Origin of the sequence: Streptomyces sp. NPDC017520 (assembly GCF_044329855.1) — a bacterium.
Classification (GTDB): domain Bacteria; phylum Actinomycetota; class Actinomycetes; order Streptomycetales; family Streptomycetaceae; genus Streptomyces.
Window position 1 is genome coordinate 198258 of sequence record NZ_JBIRKB010000007.1, and the last position, 22712, is coordinate 220969.

The 22712-nt window shown below is 72.0% G+C and carries 22 protein-coding genes; 5 read left to right on the forward strand and 17 right to left on the reverse strand.

All coding sequences use genetic code 11. From position 1 onward, the window contains the following. Nucleotides 1-135: 135 nt before the first annotated feature. Nucleotides 136-1941 (reverse strand): 2-isopropylmalate synthase, encoded by a 1806-nt coding sequence (leuA, locus tag ACH4KB_RS18980; RefSeq protein WP_398067040.1) that lies wholly within the window; start codon nucleotides 1939-1941, stop codon nucleotides 136-138. 289 nt (nucleotides 1942-2230) lie between these two features. On the opposite strand from leuA, the gene ACH4KB_RS18985 reads away from it, so the two are divergent. After that, entirely contained in the window at nucleotides 2231-3307 is a 1077-nt protein-coding gene (locus ACH4KB_RS18985; protein ID WP_398067041.1) for a M4 family metallopeptidase, read from the forward strand. 59 nt (nucleotides 3308-3366) lie between these two features. After that, a complete protein-coding gene (locus ACH4KB_RS18990) occupies nucleotides 3367-3633 on the forward strand; it encodes a protealysin inhibitor emfourin (protein ID WP_398067042.1) in 267 nt (88 codons plus the stop codon). Nucleotides 3634-3675: 42 nt separating this feature from the next. Here the strand turns inward: ACH4KB_RS18990 and era are convergent, their stop codons facing one another. The 9 genes from era to ACH4KB_RS19035 all read right to left on the reverse strand — a co-directional run bounded on the left by era (nucleotide 3676) and on the right by ACH4KB_RS19035 (nucleotide 12448). Then, the gene (gene era, locus ACH4KB_RS18995) at nucleotides 3676-4650 is read right to left on the reverse strand and encodes a GTPase Era (RefSeq protein ID WP_018961202.1); all 975 of its coding nucleotides are present in this window, start codon (nucleotides 4648-4650) and stop codon (nucleotides 3676-3678) included. A 60-nt stretch (nucleotides 4651-4710) separates the two neighbouring features. Then, complete coding sequence (locus tag ACH4KB_RS19000; protein ID WP_398067043.1) at nucleotides 4711-5655, reverse strand: WxL protein peptidoglycan domain-containing protein; 945 nt, start codon at nucleotides 5653-5655, stop codon at nucleotides 4711-4713. A 100-nt stretch (nucleotides 5656-5755) separates the two neighbouring features. Next, nucleotides 5756-7102, reverse strand: coding sequence for a beta-xylosidase (locus ACH4KB_RS19005; protein ID WP_398067044.1), 1347 nt, complete (start codon nucleotides 7100-7102; stop codon nucleotides 5756-5758). A gap of 255 nt (nucleotides 7103-7357) precedes the next feature. Next, nucleotides 7358-7711: a cytidine deaminase gene (locus tag ACH4KB_RS19010; protein WP_361322160.1), complete on the reverse strand. Its 354-nt coding sequence runs from the start codon at nucleotides 7709-7711 to the stop codon at nucleotides 7358-7360. Nucleotides 7712-7862: 151 nt separating this feature from the next. Then, the gene (locus tag ACH4KB_RS19015) at nucleotides 7863-8216 is read right to left on the reverse strand and encodes an MmcQ/YjbR family DNA-binding protein (RefSeq protein WP_398067045.1); all 354 of its coding nucleotides are present in this window, start codon (nucleotides 8214-8216) and stop codon (nucleotides 7863-7865) included. Beyond that, nucleotides 8213-9511 (reverse strand): hemolysin family protein, encoded by a 1299-nt coding sequence (locus ACH4KB_RS19020; RefSeq protein WP_398067046.1) that lies wholly within the window; start codon nucleotides 9509-9511, stop codon nucleotides 8213-8215. Before ACH4KB_RS19020 ends, ACH4KB_RS19015 begins: the two co-directional genes overlap by 4 nt. Further along, on the reverse strand, nucleotides 9508-10005 hold the full coding sequence (gene ybeY / locus ACH4KB_RS19025; RefSeq protein ID WP_003969265.1) for an rRNA maturation RNase YbeY: 498 nt from the start codon (nucleotides 10003-10005) through the stop codon (nucleotides 9508-9510). Before ybeY ends, ACH4KB_RS19020 begins: the two co-directional genes overlap by 4 nt. Nucleotides 10006-10017: 12 nt before the next feature. After that, nucleotides 10018-11082 (reverse strand): PhoH family protein, encoded by a 1065-nt coding sequence (locus ACH4KB_RS19030; RefSeq protein WP_398067047.1) that lies wholly within the window; start codon nucleotides 11080-11082, stop codon nucleotides 10018-10020. 142 nt (nucleotides 11083-11224) lie between these two features. After that, nucleotides 11225-12448: a carbohydrate kinase family protein gene (locus tag ACH4KB_RS19035; protein ID WP_398067048.1), complete on the reverse strand. Its 1224-nt coding sequence runs from the start codon at nucleotides 12446-12448 to the stop codon at nucleotides 11225-11227. A gap of 409 nt (nucleotides 12449-12857) precedes the next feature. Between ACH4KB_RS19035 and ACH4KB_RS19040 the strand changes: the two genes are divergently transcribed. Next, entirely contained in the window at nucleotides 12858-14219 is a 1362-nt protein-coding gene (locus ACH4KB_RS19040; protein WP_398067049.1) for an MFS transporter, read from the forward strand. On the opposite strand, the gene ACH4KB_RS19045 is transcribed toward ACH4KB_RS19040, so the two are convergent. From ACH4KB_RS19045 to hrcA, 7 genes are all read right to left on the reverse strand, one after another. Beyond that, the gene (locus tag ACH4KB_RS19045) at nucleotides 14183-15175 is read right to left on the reverse strand and encodes an adenosine deaminase (RefSeq protein ID WP_398067222.1); all 993 of its coding nucleotides are present in this window, start codon (nucleotides 15173-15175) and stop codon (nucleotides 14183-14185) included. The genes ACH4KB_RS19040 and ACH4KB_RS19045 overlap by 37 nt on opposite strands. An 89-nt stretch (nucleotides 15176-15264) precedes the next feature. Beyond that, nucleotides 15265-16179, reverse strand: a complete 915-nt coding sequence (locus ACH4KB_RS19050; protein WP_398067050.1) for a ribonuclease Z — start codon at nucleotides 16177-16179, stop codon at nucleotides 15265-15267. Between the two features lie 14 nt (nucleotides 16180-16193). Continuing rightward, nucleotides 16194-16553 carry a histidine triad nucleotide-binding protein gene (locus ACH4KB_RS19055; protein WP_398067051.1) on the reverse strand — a complete coding sequence of 120 codons (360 nt, stop codon included), beginning with the start codon at nucleotides 16551-16553 and terminating at the stop codon, nucleotides 16194-16196. A 70-nt stretch (nucleotides 16554-16623) separates the two neighbouring features. Next, nucleotides 16624-17370, reverse strand: a complete 747-nt coding sequence (locus ACH4KB_RS19060) for a 16S rRNA (uracil(1498)-N(3))-methyltransferase (protein ID WP_398067052.1) — start codon at nucleotides 17368-17370, stop codon at nucleotides 16624-16626. After that, nucleotides 17367-18440, reverse strand: a complete 1074-nt coding sequence (locus ACH4KB_RS19065; protein WP_398067053.1) for a nitronate monooxygenase — start codon at nucleotides 18438-18440, stop codon at nucleotides 17367-17369. Before ACH4KB_RS19065 ends, ACH4KB_RS19060 begins: the two co-directional genes overlap by 4 nt. Nucleotides 18441-18572: 132 nt before the next feature. Next, complete coding sequence (gene dnaJ, locus ACH4KB_RS19070) at nucleotides 18573-19715, reverse strand: molecular chaperone DnaJ (protein WP_398067054.1); 1143 nt, start codon at nucleotides 19713-19715, stop codon at nucleotides 18573-18575. Continuing rightward, nucleotides 19716-20732, reverse strand: coding sequence for a heat-inducible transcriptional repressor HrcA (gene hrcA / locus ACH4KB_RS19075; protein WP_361868511.1), 1017 nt, complete (start codon nucleotides 20730-20732; stop codon nucleotides 19716-19718). Nucleotides 20733-20896: 164 nt separating this feature from the next. Here hrcA and ACH4KB_RS19080 point away from each other — a divergent pair, with 164 nt between their 5' ends. Further along, on the forward strand, nucleotides 20897-21640 hold the full coding sequence (locus ACH4KB_RS19080; protein WP_398067055.1) for an MBL fold metallo-hydrolase: 744 nt from the start codon (nucleotides 20897-20899) through the stop codon (nucleotides 21638-21640). A 159-nt stretch (nucleotides 21641-21799) separates the two neighbouring features. Next, entirely contained in the window at nucleotides 21800-22618 is an 819-nt protein-coding gene (locus tag ACH4KB_RS19085) for a DUF3097 domain-containing protein (RefSeq protein ID WP_398067056.1), read from the forward strand. Nucleotides 22619-22712: the final 94 nt, after the last annotated feature.

Genomic DNA, 22712 nt, shown 5'->3' on the forward strand with positions numbered 1-22712 from the left:
CTCTGGGACGTCACAACCCCCGGATATGGCCGAACCCCGACCACCCGGAGCGGGCGGTCGGGATCCGTCAATGCCGTCGTACGGGGGCGAACCGGACGTCCGTACGAAGTGGGGTACGCGAAGGGGCCGGACGGGTCAGCGTGCCGCGCGGTTGACCGCCGAGACGACCGCCTTGAGCGAGGCGCGGGTGGTGTTGGCGTCGATGCCGATGCCCCACAGGACCTTGCCGTCGATCGCGCACTCGATGTACGAGGCGGCCTGGGCGCTGGCGCCCTCGCTCATCGTGTGCTCGGTGTAGTCCAGCAGCCGGGCGTCGATGCCGATGGCCTGCAGCGCTTCGAAGAACGCGGAGATCGGGCCGTTGCCCGTACCGCTCAGCACGGTGTCCGCGCCGTCGACGGTGGCCTCGACGGTCAGGGTGTCCCGGCCGTCGGTGTCGGTGGTGGTCTGGCCGGAGCGGAGCTGGACGCGACCCCATCGGGCCACAGCGTCCTCCGCGTTCGGCAGGTACTCGTCCTGGAAGGTGGTCCAGATCTGGGCCGGGGTGACCTCGCCGCCCTCGGCGTCGGTCTTGGCCTGAATGATCCGGGAGAACTCGATCTGCATCCGGCGCGGCAGGTCCAGCTTGTGGTCGTTCTTCAGGACGTAGGCGATACCGCCCTTGCCGGACTGCGAGTTGACCCGGATGACGGCCTCGTAGGAGCGGCCGACGTCCTTCGGGTCGATCGGCAGGTACGGCACGGCCCACTCGATGTCGTCGACGGTCTTCCCCTGGGCGGCGGCGTCCCGCTCCATGGCGTCGAAGCCCTTCTTGATGGCGTCCTGGTGGGAGCCGGAGAAGGCGGTGTAGACGAGGTCGCCCGCGTAGGGGTGGCGCGGGTGGATCTCCATCTGGTTGCAGTACTCGCTGGTGCGGCGGATCTCGTCGATCTGCGAGAAGTCGATCTGCGGGTCGACGCCCTGGGAGAAGAGGTTCATGCCCAGGGTGACCAGGTCGACGTTGCCGGTGCGCTCGCCCTGGCCGAACAGGCAGCCCTCGATGCGGTCGGCGCCGGCCATGATGGCCAGCTCGGCGGCGGCGACGGCGGTGCCCCGGTCGTTGTGCGGGTGGACCGACAGGCAGACGAACTCGCGGCGGGTCAGGTTGCGGGACATCCACTCGAAGCGGTCCGCGTGGGTCGAGGGCGTCGAACGCTCCACGGTGGCGGGCAGGTTGAGGATGATCTCGCGGCCCTCCTCCGGCTGCCAGACGTCGCAGACGGCCTCGCAGACCTCCAGGGCGAAGTCCAGCTCGGTGTCGGTGAAGATCTCCGGGCTGTACTGGTAGCCGAAGGTCGTCTCCGGGCCCAGGATCTTCTCGGCGTACTCCATGACCAGCCGGGTGCCGTCCACCGCGATCTGCTTGACCTCGTCGCGCGAGCCGCGGAAGACGACGCGGCGGAAGGTGGGGGCGGTGGCGTTGTACAGGTGGACGGTGGCCCGGTGGGCGCCGACCAGCGACTCCACGGTGCGCTCGATCAGCTCCTCGCGGGCCTGCGTCAGGACGGAGATCGTCACGTCCTCGGGGATAGCGCCCTCTTCGATGATGGAGCGGACGAAGTTGAAGTCGGTCTCGCCGGAGGACGGGAAGCCGACCTCGATCTCCTTGTAGCCCATCGCGACCAGCAGGTCGAACATCTCGCGCTTGCGCGCCGGGGACATCGGGTCGATCAGCGCCTGGTTGCCGTCGCGCAGATCGGTGGACAGCCAACGCGGCGCGACGGTGATCCTGTTGTCGGGCCAGGTGCGGTCGGCGATGTCCACGGCCTCGTAGCCGCGGTACTTGTGGACCGGCATCCCGGACGGCTTCTGGAGCTGCGTCGCGTTGGTGATCGGGGTGGGGCGGCCGACGGAATCGCGGGCGGGATTCACGGTATTACCGGCAGGATTCACGGTGGTCATGGCGTAGGGCTCCTCGGTCCAGCGGGGGTCGGCCGACTGTGTCGCTGCAGCACCAGACTCCGCGGGGAGGGGGTCGGCCTACGACTACAGGCCCTCGCCGCGGCAGCTAAGGAGAAGCAGCCCGAAACGCATGATGCGACGAGCGTAACCGAGGGTGGCCCGTGGTGTCGGTCCGTATCAGTATGCGGGACCGGGCATCGATGACGGGAAAACAGTGACTCATCACTCCATTTCGTCAATCGTCGTCGCAACCAGTGACAGAGACGTGACGGAGTGCCACAGTCGTTGTATGCACCTTCGAACCGACGGCGATCTCCACCCCGTCTTCTGCACCATCGTTCCGCCCCACGTCCTCGACCACCTGTCCCGGTCCGCCGACGCCCGGCTCGCGGACCCGGCCCGCCGCACCCTGGCGGCCGACGGTCTCCGCCGCGACCGCCGCCGCGCGACGGCCCTCGCCGCCGTCCCGAGCACCCCCGGCGTGAGCGCGGTCCCCACCAAGCCCCACCGCACCCTGTACGACTGCCGGAACGGCACCACCCTGCCCGGCCGCCCGGTCCGCGACGAGGGCGACAAGCCCACCTCGGACGCCAGCGTCAACCGCGCGTACGCCGGCCTCGGCGCCACCTTCGAACTGCTGCTCTCGGCGTACGGGCGCAGCTCGATCGACGGCAAGGGGCTGCCGCTGATCGGCTCCGTGCACTACGGCGAGGAGTACAACAACGCGTTCTTCGACGGCGAGCAGATGGTCTTCGGGGACGGCGACGGCGAGATCTTCCTCGACTTCACCGTCGCGGTCGACGTGATCGCCCACGAGCTGGCCCACGGCCTGACACAGCACACCGCGAACCTGCGCTACGAGGGCCAGTCGGGCGCGCTCAACGAGTCGGTGTCCGACGTCTTCGGCTCGCTGGTGAAGCAGTACTCGCTGGGCCAGAGCGCGGAGCAGGCCGACTGGCTGATCGGGGCCGGACTGCTGGCGCCCCGGGTCAGCGGGGACGCGCTGCGCTCGATGAAGGCCCCGGGCACGGCGTACGACGACGACGTCCTCGGCAAGGACCCGCAGCCGGGCTCGATGGCGGACTACATCGAGACGGAGGAGGACAACGGCGGGGTCCACCTCAACTCCGGCATCCCCAACCGGGCGTTCCACCTCCTGGCCACCGCGCTGGGCGGCAATTCCTGGGAGCGCGCGGGGCAGATCTGGTTCGACGTGCTGACCGGCGGCGAGCTGACGGCCAACGCGGACTTCGCGGAGTTCGCCCGGCTGACGGTCGCGGCGGCGGGCGACCGCTTCGGCGCTGCGGACGAGCGGGAGGCGGTCCTGAAGGCCTGGTCCGAGGTGGGCGTTCCGACCCGGGCGTGACCCGGCCCGCCGAGGAGGCGGGGTTGAGCGCCCGCGCGGCCCCCGATAGACAGGACCCCATGCGTATTCAGGTCAGCAGGACCGGCGGCTTCGCCGGCATCGCCCGCCGCCATGAGGTCGACACCGAGGGCCGGGCGGACGCCGCGGAGTGGCACGCGCTCGCCGAGGAGGCGCTCGAATCCGCGCGGGACACCCCGCCGACGGGGGTACCGGACGGCTTCCGGTACGAGATCACCGTCGGCGACCGCACCCTGTACTGCGCTGACCCCGATCTGACCGGGGCGCAGCGCACGCTGATCTCACGCGTCCTCAAGGAGGGCGCGTGAGATCGGCACCTCCCCGCGGGCCTGTCCAGGGCGTGTTTCGCCCTAGAACCCCAGCTTCCGCAGCTGCTTGGGATCGCGCTGCCAGTCCTTGGCGACCTTCACGTGCAGGTCCAGGAAGACCGGCGTGCCGAGCAGGGCCTCGATGTGCTTGCGGGACTTGGTGCCGACGTCCTTCAGCCGCTGCCCCTTCGGGCCGATGATGATGCCCTTCTGGCTGGGGCGCTCGATGTAGACGTTGGCGTGGATGTCCAGCAGCGGCTTGTCCGCCGGACGGTCCGTGCGCGGCAGCATCTCCTCGACGACGACCGCGATGGAGTGCGGCAGCTCGTCACGTACGCCCTCCAGCGCCGCCTCGCGGATCAGCTCCGCGACCATGACCATCTCCGGCTCGTCGGTGAGGTCGCCCTCCGGGTAGAGCGGCGGGCTCACGGGGAGCAGCGGGGCGATGAGGTCGGCAAGGAGGCTGACCTGCTGGTCCTTGACCGCCGACACCGGAATGATCTCGGCCCACTCGAAGCCCAGTTCGTCGGCGAGCGCCGAGATCGCGAGGAGCTGTTCGGCCAGCGCCTTCGACTCGACCAGGTCGGTCTTGGTGATGATGGCGATCTTGGGGGTCTTCTTGATCCCCGCGAGCTCCTTGACGATGTACTTGTCGCCGGGGCCGAGCTTCTGGTCGGCGGGCAGGCAGAAGCCGATGACGTCGACCTCGGCCCACGTGGTCCGCACGACGTCGTTGAGCCGCTCGCCCAGGAGGGTGCGCGGCTTGTGGAGGCCGGGGGTGTCGACCAGGATCAGCTGCGCGTCGTCACGGTGCACGATGCCGCGCACCGTGTGCCGGGTGGTCTGGGGGCGGTTGGAGGTGATCGCCACCTTCTGACCGACGAGAGCGTTCGTGAGGGTGGACTTGCCCGCGTTGGGGCGGCCCACGAAGCAGGCGAAGCCGGCCCGGTGGGGGGAGGTGGTCTCCGCTTGCGCGGCAGCGGATTCTTGGTTCGGTCGAGCGCTCATGGCAACCATTCTCCCCGATCCCGGCGGCGCCGGAGCACAGCGGGCCGCGCGAGACCGGTCACGGACGCCTCACTCCGTACGGGTACGGCGTCGGCGGGCCCGTGCCCACAGGGTCCATCCGGCGGCGACGAGCACGGCGAGCACCCCGGCCACGAGCCACGGCACGGCCAGGAACGTGACGGCCGCCGACTCCCGGGTGCCCTTCGCGGTGGCGGTGAGTTCGACCTCGGCCCGGTTCAGCTGCGGCGCCCCGTCCCACGTCTCGGTCAGCCGGACCCGCTGGCGGGGCAGCAGCTCGGCGGGCAGCTTCGTCAGGCCGCGTTTGAGCAGGGTCCGGCCGAAGAGGCCCTCGGCGCGCAGGGCGACGGCGGGGGCGAGGGTGACGTTCCCCCGGTTGTGCAGGGTGTACGAGATGACGGCGCGGCTCGTGCCGGTGCCCGGGACCAGCGGGCGGTCCTGCTCGATCCGGATGTCCTCGACGGAGAGCGCGGGGACGGTGGGCCCGTTCACCCGCAGGTGGATCCGGGCGCCGACGGCTCTGCGGACCCCGACGGCCAGGGCGCCGCGGCGGGTGGCCTCGACGCGTTCGTCCAGGGCGATCAGGGCGCCGGGGTGGTCGCCCGGCTCGGCGTTCTCCGGGACCGTGATGGTCAGGGGCACGGTGACCGAGGCCTTCGGGCCCAGGGTGACGGTGTCCCGGTCGGTGCGGGCCCAGGCGCCGAGGTAGCGCTGCTTCTCGCTCCGGTCGCGGACCGCGAAGCCGCCGTCACGCGGGGTGTTGTAGGCGTCGGCCGCGTACAGCCGCAGGGTCAGCGGCTTCGCGGTCTTGTTGGTGACGGTGACCCGGTCGGTGAGCGTCGTGCCCGGGGCGGCGAAGAGGTAGAGGGAGGGCCGTTCGCCGGACGGGCCGGAGGCCGGCCGGACCGACCAGCTGCCGTTGTCCGCCGGGTGGGCGGCGGGCGTGCCGAGGAGCAGCAGGGCGGCCGTCAGGACGAGTACGGGGAGCTTGCGCACGGTACGGGACCCCCAAGGCCGCGTCCGGGTGGAGTGGGCCGGCCGGGTGCGCGCCCGGCCCACGGGGTGAGGCCGAGGGCCTCGGGTGCGGGCCGGGGCCTCAGGTGAGGGTGAGGGTCAGCACTCCCGCGTAGGAACCGGCCCCGGTGAAGGCCGGCACGTCCAGGGAGAGTCCCGCGTCGACGGCGAACTCCCCTCCGGTGGCCGCCCCGTCGGGCGTGGAGGCCAGGGTGGCCCCGGCGCTGCCGACCGATCCGGCGCTGCCGGCCGCGCAGGTGCTCGGGCTGCCGGGCTTCGTGGCGCAGGTCGGGGTCCAGTCGAGGGCGTCGGCGCTGATCCGCGCCCCGCCCGGACCCGTGAAGTCGGTGACCTTGCCGGTGAGGGACCAGCCGGCGGGACCGCCGCGGAAGTCCTCGACGGTCACCGTGCGCAGGTCGCCGGTGGAGGCGCCGCCCCGGCCGAAGTCGACCCCGGACAGCTGGACGCTGTCGCCGGCCTGGGTCATGGAGAGGGTGCCCGCCCGGACGGTCGTGGTGAGCTGCTGGCTGCCGTCGGGGATCTCGCCGCCCCCGGTGACGGTGTACGCCAGCGGTCCGGCGCCCTTCGTCGCGTCCCAGGCGCCGCCCTCGTAGGCGACGACGCCGGTGGTGGCCGGGTCGCTGACGGCGAGCCGGGCGGTGAAGGCCCCGTATCCGTCGGCGGTGGCTGTGGCGGTGTCCCCGGTCTGAGCGTCGCCGTCGCGGCCCGCCACGGTGATGCCCGCGCCCGGGGTGAACTTCGTGCCGGTGACGGTGACCTCGTCGCCCGCCGCCCCGGAGGCGGCCGAGAGCTGGACGGTACGTTCGTTGACCTGGCCGCCGCCGGTGGCGACGACGGTCTCCGACACGGGGGCGGGCGGGCCCGTCACCGTGCAGGGGGTGTCGAGCTCCATGATGTAGCTGGTGTGGATGTTGTAGTCGCCGGGCGACAGGGTGATCGCGCCGGGCGCGGTGACGGTGAACGTGCCCGTCATGGAGAACGACGGGAAGGCGCCCTTACCGGGGACCGGGGGGTTCTTCTTGGGCCCCGCGACGGTGACGGCGCCGCTCTGCGCACCGCCGAGGGTGACCTCCCCGGTCGGCGTCATGATGTCGGCGGGCAGGGCCAGGTCGACGGGGTTGCTGGCGGCGGGCACGACCACGGTGTAGGTCACGGCGACGGTGTCGCCGACCTGCGGGGTGGTGTCGTCGACGGTGATCCGCGCGGTCGTGGTGCCGTCGATGGGCGGGATGCCCGCGATGGGCGGCGGGATGCAGTGGGTGGGGAAGTCCACCTCGACGGAGGCCGTCGAGGCGGCCTGCGCCGGGCTCCCGAGCAGCCCTCCCCCGGTGACGAAGAGTGCGGTGATGCCCAGGGCGGCGGCCCAGCGGCGCCGCGGTGCGGTGGATCTTCGCATGGTCGGTCGCATGAATTCGGTGCCCTCCTGCGGAAAGCGGTACGGCGGCTCTTCCGTACCGGCAGGGGGCCATTGATGACCCGGGCGAAAAAGAAGTCAATGCAGACGAAACGCGGTGACTGATGGCCCATCAGATGATGGCATGATCGGCCTGCCGTGAGTCTTCCGCTCGGGCAGGCCGTCACACGGCCCCGCTCGCTCCGCCGTCGCACGGTCGGTTCGCCCCGCCGTCACACGGCTGGATCGGCCCGCCGCAACACGGCCGGATCAGCCCGCCGTGACGCGGACCCGCAGCGTGCCGTCCGGGCCCGCGAGCAGCACCGGGGTGTCCGGTCCGCCGAGGTCCCGCACCGCGGCCCGGTCGTCGTCCGAGGGCGTCTCGGCGGCGGAGACGACAGCGGCCGCCTCCAGCGAGGTGGCGCCGCTGGCCACCGCCATGGCGACGGCGGTCTGCAGGGCGCTCAGCTTCAGCGAATCCAGCGCCACCGTGCCCGCGACATACGTACGTCCCGTCTCGTCGCGTACGGCCGCGCCCTCGGGCACCCCGTTGCGGGCACGGGCGCTGCGCGCCAGGGTGACGATCTTGCGGTCCTCGGCGTCGAGCTCCGTGGTGTCGGTCATGGCACGAGCATACGAAGCGGGCGAGGGCCCCCGCAGGTCACCCCCGGCGGGGCCACCGAGGCTCCCGCCGGACCCGCACAGGTCCCCCCGGCACCGGGAGCGTCCCGGACGGGCCCGCCCCACGGAGGGAGCGGGCCCGTTCCGGTGCTCCCTACGGGCGGTCCAGGCGCAGCCGCTCCGCCTTCGGGAGTCCGGCGACCACCAGGTCGTAGGAGTCCTCGACCAGCTCGCGCAGCAGCCGGTCCGGGACGCCGGAGACGGTGACCGTGTTCCAGTGGCGCTTGCTCATGTGCCAGCCGGGCACGATCGCGGGGTGCGTCTCGCGCAGCCGGATCGCCTCGTCGGGATCGCACTTGAGGTTGATGGTGAGCGGCCGCCCGTCCAGCGCGGAGAGGGCGAACATCTTGCCGAGCACCTTGAAGACGGAGATCTCCGGACCGAACGGGAACTCCTCCACGCTCGCGTTGAACTCCAGGCAGAAGGACCGCAGCCGCTGTGGCGTCATTCCGCTTCCTTCTCCTCGGTCTCCTGGTGCTCCGGCTCCACGAGCACCGTGACGATCTTGTTCCGGCGGCCCGCGGGGGATTCCGCGGTGAGCCGGAGCCTGCGGCCGTCGGGCAGCTCGACGGCGGCGGACGCGCCGGCGATCGGGACCCGGCCGAGCGCCTTGGCGAGGAGGCCGCCGACGGTCTCCACGTCCTCGTCGTCGTACTCGTCGAGGCCGAAGAGATCGCCGAGGTCCCCGATGTCGAGCCGGGCGGTGACCCGGTAGCAGCCGTCCCCCAGCTCCTGGACGGGCGGCAGCTCCCGGTCGTACTCGTCGGTGATCTCGCCGACGATCTCCTCCAGGATGTCCTCGATGGTGACGATGCCCGCGGTGCCGCCGTACTCGTCGATGACGACCGCGACGTGGCTGCGGTCCCGCTGCATCTCGCGCAGCAGGTCCCCGGCGTTCTTGGTGTCGGGGACGAAGGCGGCGGGGCGCATCGCGGTGGAGACGGGATCGGCCTCGGACTCGCGGTTGATGTGCGTCTTGCGGACCAGGTCCTTGAGGTAGACGATCCCGACGATGTCGTCCTCGTTCTCGCCGGTGACCGGGATCCGGGAGAAGCCGGAGCGCAGGGCGAGGGTGAGGGCCTGCCGGATCGTCTTGTAGCGCTCGATGGAGACGAGGTCGGTGCGCGGGACCATGACCTCGCGGACCAGGGTGTCGCCCAGCTCGAAGACCGAGTGCACCATGCGGCGCTCGTCGTCCTCGATGAGCGACTCCGCCTCGGCGAGGTCGACCATGGCGCGCAGCTCGGCCTCGCTGGCGAACGGCCCCTTGCGGAACCCCTTGCCGGGGGTCAGCGCGTTGCCGACGAGGATCAGCAGCTGCGGGACCGGCCCCATGATCCTGGCCAGCGGCACCAGGACGTACGCGGATGCCGTGGCCGTGTTCAGCGGGTGCTGGCGGCCGATGGTGCGCGGGGAGACGCCGATGGCGACATAGCTGACGAGGACCATCACGCCCATCGCGACGGCCAGCGCCTCCCAGGTCTCGGGCAGCTCCTGGAGGCAGGCGTAGGTGACGAGGACGCCGGCGGACATCTCACAGGCGACCCGCACCAGCAGGGCGACGTTGAGATAGCGGGTCGGGTCGGCCGCGATCCGCGCCAGCTTCGCGCTGCCGCGCCGGCCGGACCGGACCGCCTCGTCCGCCCGGAAGCTGGAGGTGCGGGCGATGCCGGCCTCCGCGCAGGCGGCCAGCCAGCCGACGACGACCAGCAGCACGGCCCCCATGATCAGGGGCGCGCTCACGAGACGGTGGGGGCGGGGGAGGCGCCGGTGAGCCCGTGCTCCCCGCGCCAGCCGTCCACGATGGCGGCCTGGAGGCCGAACATCTCGGCCTTCTCGTCCGGCTCCTCGTGGTCGTACCCCAGCAGGTGCAGCACTCCGTGGACCGTCAGGAGCTGGAGCTCCTCGTCCATGGAGTGCTGCGTCGGAGCCTCTTCGCCCTGCTTCTTCGCGACCTCCGGGCAGAGCACGATGTCACCGAGGAGCCCCTGCGGGGGCTCCTCGTCGTCCTTGGCCGGCGGACGCAGCTCGTCCATCGGGAAGGACATGACATCGGTCGGACCGGGGAGGTCCATCCACTGGATGTGCAGCTGCTCCATGGCGTCGGTGTCCACCACGATCACCGAGAGCTCGGACAGCGGGTGGATCCGCATCCGGGCCAGTGCGTAGCGGGCGATGTCGAGGATCGCCTGCTCGTCGACCTCGGTTCCGGACTCGTTGTTGACGTCGATCGACATGGTGCGCTGCGACTACTTCCCTTTACGGCGGTCGCGTCGGCCGTCTTCGCGGCCTTCCGCCTGACCGTCCTGCTGACCGTTTCGGCTGTCGTACTTCTCGTACGCGTCGACGATACGGCCGACGAGCTTGTGCCGGACGACATCCTGGGAGGTGAGCCGGGAGAAGTGCACGTCGTCCAGGCCCTCCAGGATGTCCTGGACCTGCCGAAGCCCGCTCTTGGTGCCGCTCGGCAGGTCGACCTGGGTGACGTCACCGGTGATGACGATCTTGGAGTCGAAACCGAGGCGGGTGAGGAACATCTTCATCTGCTCGGCGCTGGTGTTCTGCGCCTCGTCGAGGATGATGAACGCGTCATTGAGAGTTCTACCCCTCATGTACGCCAGCGGCGCGACCTCGATCGTGCCCGCCGCCATCAGCCGCGGGATCGAGTCGGGGTCGAGCATGTCGTGCAGGGCGTCGTAGAGCGGGCGCAGATACGGGTCGATCTTGTCGAACAGGGTGCCCGGCAGGAAGCCGAGCCGCTCCCCCGCCTCGACCGCGGGCCGGGTCAGGATGATCCGGCTGACCTGCTTCGACTGGAGTGCCTGGACGGCCTTGGCCATGGCGAGGTAGGTCTTGCCCGTGCCGGCGGGACCGATGCCGAACACGATCGTGTGCTCGTCGATCGCGTCGACGTACCGCTTCTGGTTGAGCGTCTTGGGGCGGATGGTGCGGCCGCGGTTGGAGAGGATGTTCTGCGTGAGCACTTCGGCGGGCGTCTCGCCCCCGGGCTCTCCCCCGCCGCTGCCGGCCGCCCTGAGCATGGCGATCGACCGTTCCACTGCGTCCTCCGTCATCGGCGCTCCGGTGCGGAGCACGAGCATCATCTCGTCGAACAGGCGTTGGATGAGAGCGACGTCGGCGGCCTCGCCCGTGGCACTGATCTCATTGCCCCGGACATGGATGTCGGCCGCCGGGAAAGCCTCTTCGATCACGCGCAACAGCGAGTCACCCGATCCCAGGAGCATCACCATGGGGTGTGCGGCCGGGATCCTGATCTGGGCACGCGCCTGCGGCTGTGTGGGTGTCTGAGTCATGGGCCGGCCCTCGGGCCTGCGCATACCTCCCGTTGCAGGGTTCTCGCTGCTCGACAACCTCTGGACAACCAAGCCTACGACCTGGCGGTGACAACGCGGAGTGCTTTTACCGCCCATGTGTGCGACTCGGGCCGGAGGCCGGTCACTGACGGAAGCCGATCGTGGGCACCGCGCGCCGCAGCGGCCAGGCGCGGGCCGTGCCGGGCAGGAGGTCGTCCAGGAACGCGTAGCGCTCCAGGGCGGCGGGCTCCTGGCTCGCGCAGGTGCGGATCAGCTGCCACCAGGCGGCGACCTCGGCCCAGCCGGGGGCGGAGAGCGAGCCGCCGAACTCCTGGACCGAGAGGGCGGCGGTGAGCCCGGCGAAGGCGAGCCGGTCGGCGAGCGGCCAGCCGGCGAGGGTGCCGGTGACGAAGCCGGCGACGAAGACGTCCCCTGCGCCGGTGGGGTCGAGCGCCTCCACCTCGATGGCGGGCACGGCCGCGCCGACCCCGGTGCGGCCGTCCACCGCGTACGCGCCCTCGGCGCCCAGGGTGACCACGGCGAGCGGCACCCGTTCGGCGAGCGCGTGGGCGGCGGCGCGCGGGCAGTCGGTGCGGGTGTAGCGCATCGCCTCCTCGGCGTTGGGCAGGAACGCCTCGCAGTGCGCCAGGTCGGGCAGGGCGTCCAGGTCCCAGCGGCCGGTCTCGTCCCAGCCGACGTCGGCGAAGATCAGCGCGCCGTTGCGGGCGGCGGTGGCCACCCAGGGCTCGCGCCGGCCCGGGGCGAGCGAGGCGATGGCGGCACGGGCACGCGGCGGGCAGTACGGGAAGGCCGGGGTGGGGGCGGGTGCTCCGACAGGGGCGCCGGCTCCGGTGGAGGCGGAGGCTCCGGTGGGGGCGGCGGCTCCGGTGGGGGCGGCGGTCCCGGTGGACGCGGAGGCTCCGGTGGACGCGAGAGCTCCGGTGGACGTTCCGGTCGGAGCGGGTGCCTCGTGGCCGTGCGAGACCATCGTGCGCTCCCCCTCGTACGCCATGGAGACGGTGACCGGGGAGTGCCAGCCGGGGACGGTGTGCGACATCGACAGGTCGATCCCCTCGCCCTGTTCGAGGGCGTCCCAGCAGTACTCCCCGTAGTGGTCGTCGCCGAAGGCGGCGGCGAGGGAGGTGTGCAGACCGAGGCGGGCGAGGGCGGTGGCCATGTTGGCGACGCCGCCGGGGCTGGAGCCCATCCCCCGCGCCCATGACTCGGTGCCGCGCACGGGGGCGCTGTCCAGGCCGGTGAAGATGATGTCGAGGAAGACCGGGCCCGTCAGGAAGACGTCGCAGGCGGGGTCCCGGGGGACGCGCAGCGCCCGCAGCGGATCGATGCCCGGAGTGTCTGTGCTCACCGTGCGCTCCCGGTGTCGTGCGGCGGATCTCGGCCGGATCCGGACCGTGTGAGATGCGCCCAGTCTGCCCGATACACCCGGGCGAACGCAGGGTCCACGCCCATATGTTCGCAGCACGCCTGACCTGCATAAACATGAGCTAATACCCGGAGTGCGCCTGCATAAACACATAAGTGGCCCAGATCACAGCGGGGCGACTTCCGGGGGGCCGGAAGCGCTTGATACAAATTGCCCCGCGAGCACCTTCGGGGACGTTCCCCGACGTGAGCCGCATATCTCAGCATTCCGCTGTAAACCCTGTCGTACCCGCGTGCCGTCGCCTGCCCTCGCCTGCGCCGCTCGCTCCGCCGTGCCCCGCTCCACCCTCCCCCTCCCCCCTGCCTGCTCAGGCATGTCTTCAGGAACGCCCATGTCCTCGCGCCCTGGTGCCGCGTGGCCCCTGGTGGCCGTGTTCACCGCCGGTTACCTCGCCTCCTACCTGCTCCCCACCATCGTCGGGCGGCTCAGCGCCCACCTGGGGCTGAGCCCCGCCCAGGCCGGCCTGGTCGGCAGCGCCCTGCTCCTCAGCTCGGCCGGCGCCGGCTTCTCCCTGGCGGGCCGGGTCGAGCGGTACGGGGCACGCACCCCCGCCCGCCTCGGACTGGTGCTGGCCGCCATCGGCTACGGGGGTGCCGCGCTCGCCGCGTCCGTGCCGCTGGTGGTGCTCGGCGTGGTCGTCGGCGGCTTCGGCTCCGGCACGGCGACGGCGGTCGCCGCCGCCGGGATCGCCGCCCGGCGCGACCCGCACCGGACATCCTCGCTCGGGCTGCTCACCGTGTCCGCCACCGCGGGCGTCCTCTACCTGACCATCCCCCACCTGGGCGGCGGCCACCGGCTTCCGTTCGCCGCGATCGCCCTGGTCGCCCTGGTCGTCTGGCCCGCGACCGCCCGGCTCGGCGGGGCGACGGCGGCGGAGGGATCGGCCTCCCCGGTCACCGGCCGGCTCCCGCACCGCCGCTCCGGGCTCGTCCTGGCGGGCGGCATGCTCGTCTGGTCGATGGCGCAGAACGCGCTCTGGGGTGTGAGCAGCCGCATCGGCGCGGTCCAGGTGGGGCTGTCCGAGGTCACCGTCGGCGCGGTGTTCGCCGCCGCGCTCGGCGCGGGGCTGCTCGGGGTGACGGGCGCGGGGCTGCTCGGCGCGCGGCTCGGCCGGGCGGTGCCGATCGGGCTGGGGACCCTGGTCATCGCGGCGAGCATCGTGGTCAGCTCATCGGCCCGGGATCTCGCAGCGTTCGCGACCGGGGAGATCGTGTGGAACACCTTCTACCCGGTGGTCCTCTCCTACCTCATCGGTCTTGCCGCCTCCCTGGACGTGCGCGGCCGCTGGGCGGTGCTGGCGGGCTCCGCCTCCTCCGTGGGGGTGGCCTGCGGCCCGCTGCTGGGCAGCGTGCTCTCCGCGGAGGCCGGCTATCCGACGATGGGGCTGATCCTGGGGGCTGCCACCCTGCTGGTCGCCGCCCCGGTGACCGCCGTGGCGCTGCACACCGGCGGCCGTCCGCTGGTGCCCGGTTCGGTGCGTCGTCGCGGTGGCGCCCCGGCCGCCCTGCTCGCCGCCACCACCGGAAGCCTGTCCGGCGCGGTGCCGAAGCTCGGCTCACCCGAGCAGGCCGTCACGGAGCTGCGGGTGCCCGCCCTGCGGCGCAGGCGGCTGGTGCGCAGCGCGATCCGGACGGCCGGTCCGGACGGCGGTTCCGGTCAGTCGAACGCGTACGCCTCGACCTCGGACAGGTAGCGCGCACGGCGCTCCTCGTCGTGGTCGAGGAAGGCCGCCTCGAAGGAGTTGCGGGCCAGGGTGCGCAGCTGCTCCGGCTCCAGGGCGAGCGCGTCGCGGACGGCGTCGAAGTTGTCCCCGGCGTAGCCGCCGAAGTAGGCGGGGTCGTCGGAGTTCACCGTGCAGTGGAGTCCGGCGGCCAGCATCGCGGGCAGGGGGTGGTCCGCGAGCGTGTCGACCGTGCGCAGCCGCACGTTCGACAGCGGGCAGAGCGTGAGCGGCACCCGGTCGGCGACCAGCCGCTCGACCAGCTCCGGGTCCTCCAGGCAGCGCAGTCCGTGGTCGATGCGCTCGACGCCGAGGACGTCCAGGGCCTGAGTGATGTACTCCGGCGGGCCCTCCTCGCCCGCGTGGGCCACCTTGCGCAGGCCGAGGGCGGTGGCCGCCTCGTACACCTCGCGGAACTTGGCGGGCGGGTGGCCGACCTCGGCGGAGTCCAGGCCGATGGCGCTGATCCGGTGCAGGTACGGCTTCGCCGCGTCCAGGGTGCCGAGGGCCGATTCGGCGGACAGGTCGCGCAGGAAGCACATGATCAGCTGGGTGGAGACGCCGTGCTTCTCCTCGCTGCGCTCCAGCGCCCGGCCGATCCCCTCGATGACGGTGCCGATCGGGACGCCCCGGGCGGTGTGGGCCTGCGGGTCGAAGAAGATCTCGGCGTGCCGGACGCCCTGGGCGGCGGCGCGGGCGAGGTAGGCGTCGACGAGTTCGGCGAAGTCGTCCTCGGTGCGCAGGACGGCCATCAGCGCGTAGTACAGGTCGAGGAAGGACTGGAGGTCCTCGAACCGGTAGGCGGCGCGCAGCTCGTCGGCGGTGGCGTAGGGCAGGGCCACTCCGTTGCGCTCCGCGAGGGCGAAGGCCAGCTCGGGTTCGAGGGTGCCTTCGATGTGGAGGTGGAGTTCTGCCTTGGGGAGGTGCACGGTGTCTCGCAAACAGGGGGGGTCGGATCAGGGGGGACAGATCAGGGGGGACGGATCAGGGGGGGGGACAGATCAGGGGCGGGGACGGATCAGGGGTGGTGGCGGGTGGGGACCGGGACGCGGATCAGGTCCTGGGCGACGGTGAGTTCGCCGTCGAATCCGGCGGCACGGGCCTGGGTCTCGAAGAGCTCCGGGTCGTTGTAGCGCTGCGAGAAGTGGGTGAGCACGAGGTGGCGGACGCCCGACTCCTTCGCCACCCGGGCGGCCTGTCCGGCGGTCAGGTGCCCGTGGTCGACGGCCAGCTTCTCGTCCTCGTCGAGGAAGGTCGACTCGATGACGAGCAGGTCGCAGCCCTCGGCGAGCGCGTACACCCCGTCGCAGAGCCGGGTGTCCATGACGAACGCGAACCGCTGCCCGCGCCGCTCCTCGGAAACCTGCTCCAGTGTGACGCCGCCGAGGACGCCGTCGCGCTGGAGGCGGCCCACGTCCGGTCCGGCGATGCCGCGCTCCTTCAGCAGGGCGGGCAGCATGCGCCGGGTGTCGGGCTCGGTGAGGCGGTAGCCGTACGACTCGACGGGGTGCGAGAGCTTCGCGCTGTCCAGGGTGTACGCGGGGGTGGTGGCGAGGACTCGGCCGGTCCCGGCGACCGGGGCCTGGTTCAGCTCGACGGTCTCGCGGTAGGCGGTGGCGTACCGCAGCCGGTCGAAGAAGTGCTGCCCACTCGCCGGGTAGTGCGCGGTCACCGGGTGCGGCACCTGGTCGAGGTTGATCCGCTGGATCACCCCGGCGAGCCCGAGGGAGTGGTCGCCGTGGAAGTGGGTGACGCAGATCCGGTCGATGTCGTGCGCGGCGACCCCGGCCCGCAGCATCTGCCGCTGGGTGCCCTCGCCGGGGTCGAAGAGGATGCCCTCGCCGTCCCAGCGCAGCAGATAGCCGTTGTGGTTGCGGTGCCGGGTCGGGACCTGGCTGGCGGTGCCGAGCACCACCAGCTCGCGTACGGACATGGTCGGGGGCTCCGTTATCCGGGGGGCCACTGGAGGCCGCGGCCTCCCATGACGTGCGCGTGGGCGTGGAAGACGGTCTGGCCGGCGCCGGAGCCCGTGTTGAGGATGATCCGGTAGCCGCTGCCGTCGACCTTCTCCTCGGCGGCGACCTCCCCGGCCTCGCGCAGGACGTCCGCGGCGATGAGCGGTTCGGCGGCGGCGAGGGAGGCGGCGTCCGGGTAGTGGGCCTTCGGGATGACCAGGACGTGGGTCGGGGCCTGCGGGTTGATGTCGCGGAAGGCGACGGTGGTCTCGCTCTCGCGGACGATGGTCGCCGGGATGTCTCCCGAGACGATCTTGCAGAACAGGCAGTCGGACTGCGGCTCTCCCGCCATGGCGCCGGGCCTCCTCGTTCGCTGGTGATCGGTACAGGAGCATGCTATCTCCGGCCCTCCGGGCCCTGTTTCAGCCCCAGCGCCCCGTACGCCCCAGGAGCAGCGCGGTCGCGGCCGTCCCGGCGGTGGAGGTGCGCAGCACGCTGCGGCCGAGCCGGTAGGGGCGGGCGCCCGCCTCGGCGAAGGCGGTCAGCTCCTGCGGGGAGACGCCGCCTTCCGGTCCGACGACGAGCACGAGACTGCCGGCGGCGGGGAGTCCGGCGGTGGCGAGGGGGGTGCTGTCGTGGTCGCGGTCCTCGTGGAGGACCCCGGCGAAGTCGGCGGCGGCGAGCAGGGCGGCGACCTGCTTGGTCGTCATGGCCTCGGCCACCTCGGGGAAGCGCACCCGGCGGGACTGCTTGCCCGCTTCCCGTGCCGTGCTGCGCCACTTCGTCAGGGCCTTGGCTCCCCGGTCGCCCTTCCACTGGGTGATGCAGCGGGCCGCCTGCCAGGGCACGATCGCGTCGACGCCGGTCTCGGTCATCGTCTCGACCGCCAGCTCGCCCCGGTCGCCCTTGGGGAGCGCCTGGACGACGGTGATGCGCGGGGCGGGCGCGGGCTCCTCGTGGATGGTGTCGAGGCCGGTGACCGTGAGCCGGTCCTTGCCCTCGGCGGCGTGGACGACGCCCTCCGCCCAGTGGCCGAGCCCGTCGGTGAGGACGACGTCCTCGCCGGGCTGGAGCCGCTTCACGGAGACGGCGTGCCGTCCTTCGGGGCCGTCCAGGACGAACTCCGGCCCGGTGGGCATCCGTTCGACGACGAAGACCGGTGCGGTCACCGGGGACTCCTCATGCTCAGGGCCGACCGGGCGGCCTCCAGTTCGGCGGCGAGCAGCTCGATGAGCTCGCCCACGGGCAGTTCCCGGGCCATCCGGTGGCCCTGTCCGGCCCACAGGGCCATGCCCTGGGCGTCGCCGGCCTTGGCGGCGGCCTGGCGCAGCCCGCTGGTGACGTAGTGGACCTGGGGGTAGGCGGCGGGGGCGTAGGGGCCGTGTTCGCGGACGAAGCGGTTGACCAGGCCGCGGGCGGGCCGCCCGGAGAAGGCACGGGTCAGCTCGGTGCGGACGAACAGCGGGTTGGTCAGGGCCTGCTTGTGCAGCGGGTGCGCCCCGGACTCGGGGCAGACCAGGAAGGCGGTGCCGAGCTGGGCGGCGTCCGCGCCCGCCGCGAGGACGGCGGCGAGCTGCGCGCCGCGCATCAGGCCGCCGGCGGCGATGATCGGGATCTGCACGGTCTCGCGGACCTGGGTGATGAGGGAGAGCAGCCCGGTGCCGGTCTGGTCGAGCTGCGGGTCGTCGCGGTGGGTGGACTGGTGGCCGCCCGCCTCGACGCCCTGGACGCAGACGGTGTCGGCGCCCGCCCACTGGGCGCTCCGGGCCTCCTCGGCCGAGGTGACCGTGACGATGGTGTGCGTCCCGGCCCTGGCGAAGGCGTCCAGGGTGTCGCGGGTGGGGCAGCCGAAGGTGAAGGAGACCACCGGAACGGGGTCCTCCAGCAGGATCGCGACCTTCGCCTCGTAGCCGTCGTCGCCGCTGCTGTCCGGGTCGCCGAGCGGGGTCTCGTACCAGGCGGCCTCACCGGCGAGCTGGTGGCGGTAGACCTCGACGGCGCTGGGGTCGGCGAGCGCGGGCTGCGGCATGAAGAGGTTGACGCCGAACGGTCCGCCGGTGAGCCGGCGCAGCTGTTTGATCTCGTTGTACATCCCGTCCGCCGTTTTGTACCCGGCGGCCAGGAATCCGAGCCCGCCGGCTTCGACGACGGCCCCGGCGAGCTGGGGTCCGGACGCGCCGCCCGCCATCGGGGCCTGCACGATCGGATACCGGCAGAGATCGGTCAACTCGGAGGACATGACCGCATCGTGCCATGTCCTGTGCAACGGGGCCGAATCAGCCAGCGACGCCGTGACCGGTTCTGCCGCCGTACGCCGCACCGCCCGCCGGTTCGGGACCGGCGGGCGGTGCGGTGAAAGGCGAAAAGCGGTTCAGCGGCCGTTGAACGCGTCCTTCAGCCGGGAGAAGAGTCCTTGCTGACCTGGCTGAAACTGGCCGAGCGGCCGCTCCTCGCCGCGCAGCTTGGCCAGCTCCCGCAGCAGCCGCTCCTGTTCCGCGTCGAGCTTGGACGGGGTCATCACCTCGACGTGCACGATCAGGTCGCCCCGGCCGCCGCCGCGCAGGTGCGTGATGCCACGCCCGTGCAGGGGCACGGACTGGCCGGACTGGGTGCCGGGCCTGATGTCGATGTCCTCCAGGCCGTCCAGGGTCTCCAGCGGACACTTGGTGCCGAGGGCCGCGGCCGTCATGGGGACGGTGACCGTGCAGTGCAGATCGTCGCCGCGCCGCTGGAACACGGCGTGCGGCAGCTCGTGGATCTCCACGTACAGATCGCCGGGCGGGCCGCCGCCGGGGCCGACCTCGCCCTCGCCTGCCAGCTGGATACGGGTGCCGTTGTCGACACCCGCCGGGATCTTGACCGTGAGCGTGCGCCGCGAGCGGATGCGGCCGTCGCCGGCGCACTCCGGGCACGGGGTGGGCACGACCGTGCCGAACCCCTGGCACTGCGGGCAGGGACGCGAGGTCATGACCTGGCCCAGGAAGGACCGGGTGACCTGCGAGACCTCGCCGCGGCCGCGACACATGTCACAGGTCTGGGCGGAGGTGCCGGGGGCCGCGCCCTCGCCGCTACAGGTGTTGCAGACGACGGCCGTGTCGACCTGGATGTCCTTGGTGGTGCCGAAGGCGGCCTCGTTGAGGTCGATCTCCAGCCGGATCATGGCGTCCTGGCCCCGCCGGGTCCGCGAACGGGGCCCGCGCTGCGCGGCGTTGCCGAAGAACGCGTCCATGATGTCGGAGAAGTTGCCGAAGCCGCCGGCTCCGAAACCGCCCGCGCCGCCTCCGCCGCCGCCACTGGCGGAGAGGGGGTCGCCGCCGAGGTCGTAGACCTGCTTCTTCTGCGGGTCCGAGAGCACCTCGTAAGCGGCGTTGATCTCCTTGAACCGCTCCTGGGTCTTCGGGTCCGGGTTGACATCCGGGTGCAGCTCGCGGGCGAGCCGACGGAATGCCTTCTTGATCTCGTCCTGAGATGCGTCGCGGCGCACGCCGAGTACGGCGTAGTAGTCCGTGGCCACTTACGACTCCGCCAGGATCTGTCCGACGTAACGTGCCACTGCGCGTACCGCTCCCATCGTTCCGGGGTAGTCCATGCGGGTCGGTCCGACCACGCCGAGTTTGGCGACTGCCTCGTCGCCCGAACCGTAGCCGACCGCGACGACGGACGTGGAGTTGAGCCCCTCGTGGGCGTTCTCGTGCCCGATCCGTACGGTCATGCCGGAGTCCGTGGCCTCACCGAGCAGCTTCAGCAGGACGACCTGTTCCTCCAGTGCTTCCAGCACCGGCCGGATCATCACCGGGAAGTCGTGTCCGAAGCGGGTGAGGTTGGAGGTGCCGCCGATCATCAGCCGCTCCTCCGTCTCCTCGACCAGGGTTTCGAGGAGGGTGGAAAGGACCGTGGAAACCGTCCCCCGGTCCTCGCTGTCGAAGGATTCCGGCAGCTCCTGCACCAGCTGCGGGACATCCGCGAAGCGGCGTCCGACGACCCGGCTGTTGAGCCGGGCCCGCAGATCCGCGAGCGATGCCTCGCCGAACGGCGCAGGGCAGTCGATCATACGCTGTTCGACCCGGCCCGTGTCCGTGATCAGGACGAGCATCAGCCGGGCGGGGGCGAGCGCCAGCAGTTCCACGTGCCGCACCGTCGAGCGGGTCAGCGAGGGGTACTGCACGACGGCGACCTGCCGGGTCAGCTGCGCGAGCAGCCGCACCGTCCGGCCGACCACGTCGTCGAGGTCGACCGCGCCGTCGAGGAAGTTCTGGATGGCCCGGCGCTCGGGCGAGGACAGCGGCTTGACGCCCGCGAGCCTGTCGACGAAGAGGCGGTACCCCTTGTCGGTCGGGATGCGTCCCGCGCTCGTGTGCGGCTGGGCGATGAAGCCCTCGTCCTCCAGCACCGCCATGTCGTTGCGGACGGTGGCCGGGGAGACCCCCAGCCGGTGCCGCTCGGTCAGCGCCTTGGAGCCGACGGGCTCCTCGGTGCCGACGTAGTCCTGGACGATGGCGCGCAGCACTTCGAGTCTGCGTTCGCTGAGCATCGCGCACACCTCCAGCTGTGTCTCTCGGTGTCTGACTGGCACTCGGTGCGTTCGAGTGCCAGCAATCCCCGCGGTCAGTGTACGGGGGTGGGGTGGGGCGGGGGCAAGGGCGACCGGCCACGCCTCCACGAGACCGCGCAGGTCGTTGCCGTTAGCGTCGTGGCATGGACGTCGCTTGGGAAGACTTCGGCTGGGAGCGGTTGGGCAACGGTATCGGCAGGCGGCGCCTCCCAGGCTGGGACGCCACGGCCGCGCTGGTCTCCGGGGAGGCCGGCGCGTTGCTGTACGACACCGGCGCCACGCTGCGCGAGGGGGTCGAGCTGCGGCGGCAGGCCGAGGCGCTGCTCGGGCGGAGGGTGACGCATATCGCACTGAGCCACCCGCACTTCGATCATGTGCTGGGCACCGCCGCGTTCGCCGGGGCCCAGGTGTACGGGGCGGTGGGCGTGGCGGCGCTGCTGCGCGGCGGGGCGGAGAGCCTGTGCGCCTCGGCGGTGCGCCACGGGGTGCCGGAGGGCGAGGCGGCCCGGTCGGTGGACACGCTGGTGGTCCCGCACCACGAGGTGTGCGGCGACTGGACGCTCGACCTGGGCGGCGGCCGTCAGGTGCTGCTGGCGAACGTGGGCCCCGGGCACAGCGGCCATGACCTCGCGGCCCTGGTGCCGGGCACGGGCGGTGAGCCTCCGGTGGTGTTCTGCGGCGACCTGGTCGAGGAGTCGGGCGAGCCGCAGGCGGGCCGGGACGCGATCACCTCGCGCTGGCCGGCCGCGCTGGAGAGGCTGCTGGCGCTGGGCGGCGAGGGCGCTCGTTACGTGCCGGGGCACGGGGCGGTGGTGGACGCGGCGTTCGTGCGGGCGCAGCGGGCGTCGCTGGCGGAGCGCTTCGAGGTGGACCCCGACGAGGGGTGAACCCCGGTGAGGACCCTGGAGCACATAGGAACGTTCCTATGTGCTCCAGGGTCCTCACCGGAGCTCTCCGGAACGTTACGGAGAGGTCACCGGGGTGGCCAGCCGGTCATGGCCGGGTCTCCGACGTCCGCCGGCGCTTCGGGCGAATATCGTCGTGCCATGCGCAGCTACCAGCCGGACCTGACCCCGCCGTGGAAGCGGTCCGCCCCCGTGCCCGAGGTGCCCGCCGAGCCCGATCTGGTCGTGGAGGAGGTCTCCACCGGCTTCTGCGGGGCGGTGATCCGCTGCGAGAAGACGGCCCAGGGGCCGACGGTGACCCTGGAGGACCGCTTCGGCAAGCACCGGGTGTTCCCGATGGAGCCGCGCGGCTTCCTGCTGGAGGGCAGGGTCGTCACGCTGGTGCGCCCGGGCCCCGGCGGCCCGGCGCGTCCCACCCGTACGGCCTCCGGTTCGGTGGCGGTGCCCGGGGCCAGGGCCCGGGTGGCGCGGGCCGGCCGGATCTATGTGGAGGGCCGGCACGACGCGGAGCTGGTGGAGCGGGTGTGGGGTGACGACCTGCGCATCGAGGGCGTGGTCGTGGAGTACCTGGAGGGGGTGGACGACCTTCCGGCGATCGTCGCGGAGTTCGCGCCGGGGCCGGACGCCCGGCTGGGGGTGCTGGTGGACCATCTGGTGCCCGGCTCCAAGGAGTCCCGGATCGCCGAGCGCGTGACCGGGGACCATGTGCTGGTGGTGGGACACCCGTACATCGACGTGTGGGAGGCGGTGAAACCGTCCTCGGTGGGGATCGACGCGTGGCCGGTGGTGCCGAGGGGGCAGGACTGGAAGACGGGCGTGTGCCGGGCGCTGGGGTGGCCCCCGAACACCGGGGCGGCCTGGCAGCACATCCTGTCCAAGGTCCGCAGCTACAAGGACCTGGAACCCCAACTGCTGGGCCGGGTGGAGGAATTGATCGACTTCGTCACCCTTCCGGACTGATGTCCGGGGCCTGACTCCGGCCTGATACCGGTCTGTTGCGGGACTGTCGAAGAGGATCTCGTACCGATCCCTATGAATGCCTGCGTCCCACACG

Excerpts from the sequence above, each read along its gene's own strand:
- leuA (WP_398067040.1), bottom strand. The coding sequence starts at position 1,941 with ATGACCACCGTGAATCCTGCCGGTAATACCGTGAATCCCGCCCGCGAT.
- ACH4KB_RS18985 (WP_398067041.1), top strand. The coding sequence starts at position 2,231 with ATGCACCTTCGAACCGACGGCGATCTCCACCCCGTCTTCTGCACCATC.
- ACH4KB_RS18990 (WP_398067042.1), top strand. The coding sequence starts at position 3,367 with ATGCGTATTCAGGTCAGCAGGACCGGCGGCTTCGCCGGCATCGCCCGC.
- era (WP_018961202.1), bottom strand. The coding sequence starts at position 4,650 with ATGGTTGCCATGAGCGCTCGACCGAACCAAGAATCCGCTGCCGCGCAA.
- ACH4KB_RS19005 (WP_398067044.1), bottom strand. The coding sequence starts at position 7,102 with ATGCGACCGACCATGCGAAGATCCACCGCACCGCGGCGCCGCTGGGCC.
- ACH4KB_RS19010 (WP_361322160.1), bottom strand. The coding sequence starts at position 7,711 with ATGACCGACACCACGGAGCTCGACGCCGAGGACCGCAAGATCGTCACC.
- ACH4KB_RS19015 (WP_398067045.1), bottom strand. The coding sequence starts at position 8,216 with ATGACGCCACAGCGGCTGCGGTCCTTCTGCCTGGAGTTCAACGCGAGC.
- ybeY (WP_003969265.1), bottom strand. The coding sequence starts at position 10,005 with ATGTCGATCGACGTCAACAACGAGTCCGGAACCGAGGTCGACGAGCAG.
- ACH4KB_RS19030 (WP_398067047.1), bottom strand. The coding sequence starts at position 11,082 with ATGACTCAGACACCCACACAGCCGCAGGCGCGTGCCCAGATCAGGATC.
- ACH4KB_RS19040 (WP_398067049.1), top strand. The coding sequence starts at position 12,858 with ATGTCCTCGCGCCCTGGTGCCGCGTGGCCCCTGGTGGCCGTGTTCACC.
- ACH4KB_RS19050 (WP_398067050.1), bottom strand. The coding sequence starts at position 16,179 with ATGTCCGTACGCGAGCTGGTGGTGCTCGGCACCGCCAGCCAGGTCCCG.
- ACH4KB_RS19055 (WP_398067051.1), bottom strand. The coding sequence starts at position 16,553 with ATGGCGGGAGAGCCGCAGTCCGACTGCCTGTTCTGCAAGATCGTCTCG.
- ACH4KB_RS19065 (WP_398067053.1), bottom strand. The coding sequence starts at position 18,440 with ATGTCCTCCGAGTTGACCGATCTCTGCCGGTATCCGATCGTGCAGGCC.
- hrcA (WP_361868511.1), bottom strand. The coding sequence starts at position 20,732 with ATGCTCAGCGAACGCAGACTCGAAGTGCTGCGCGCCATCGTCCAGGAC.
- ACH4KB_RS19080 (WP_398067055.1), top strand. The coding sequence starts at position 20,897 with ATGGACGTCGCTTGGGAAGACTTCGGCTGGGAGCGGTTGGGCAACGGT.
- ACH4KB_RS19085 (WP_398067056.1), top strand. The coding sequence starts at position 21,800 with ATGCGCAGCTACCAGCCGGACCTGACCCCGCCGTGGAAGCGGTCCGCC.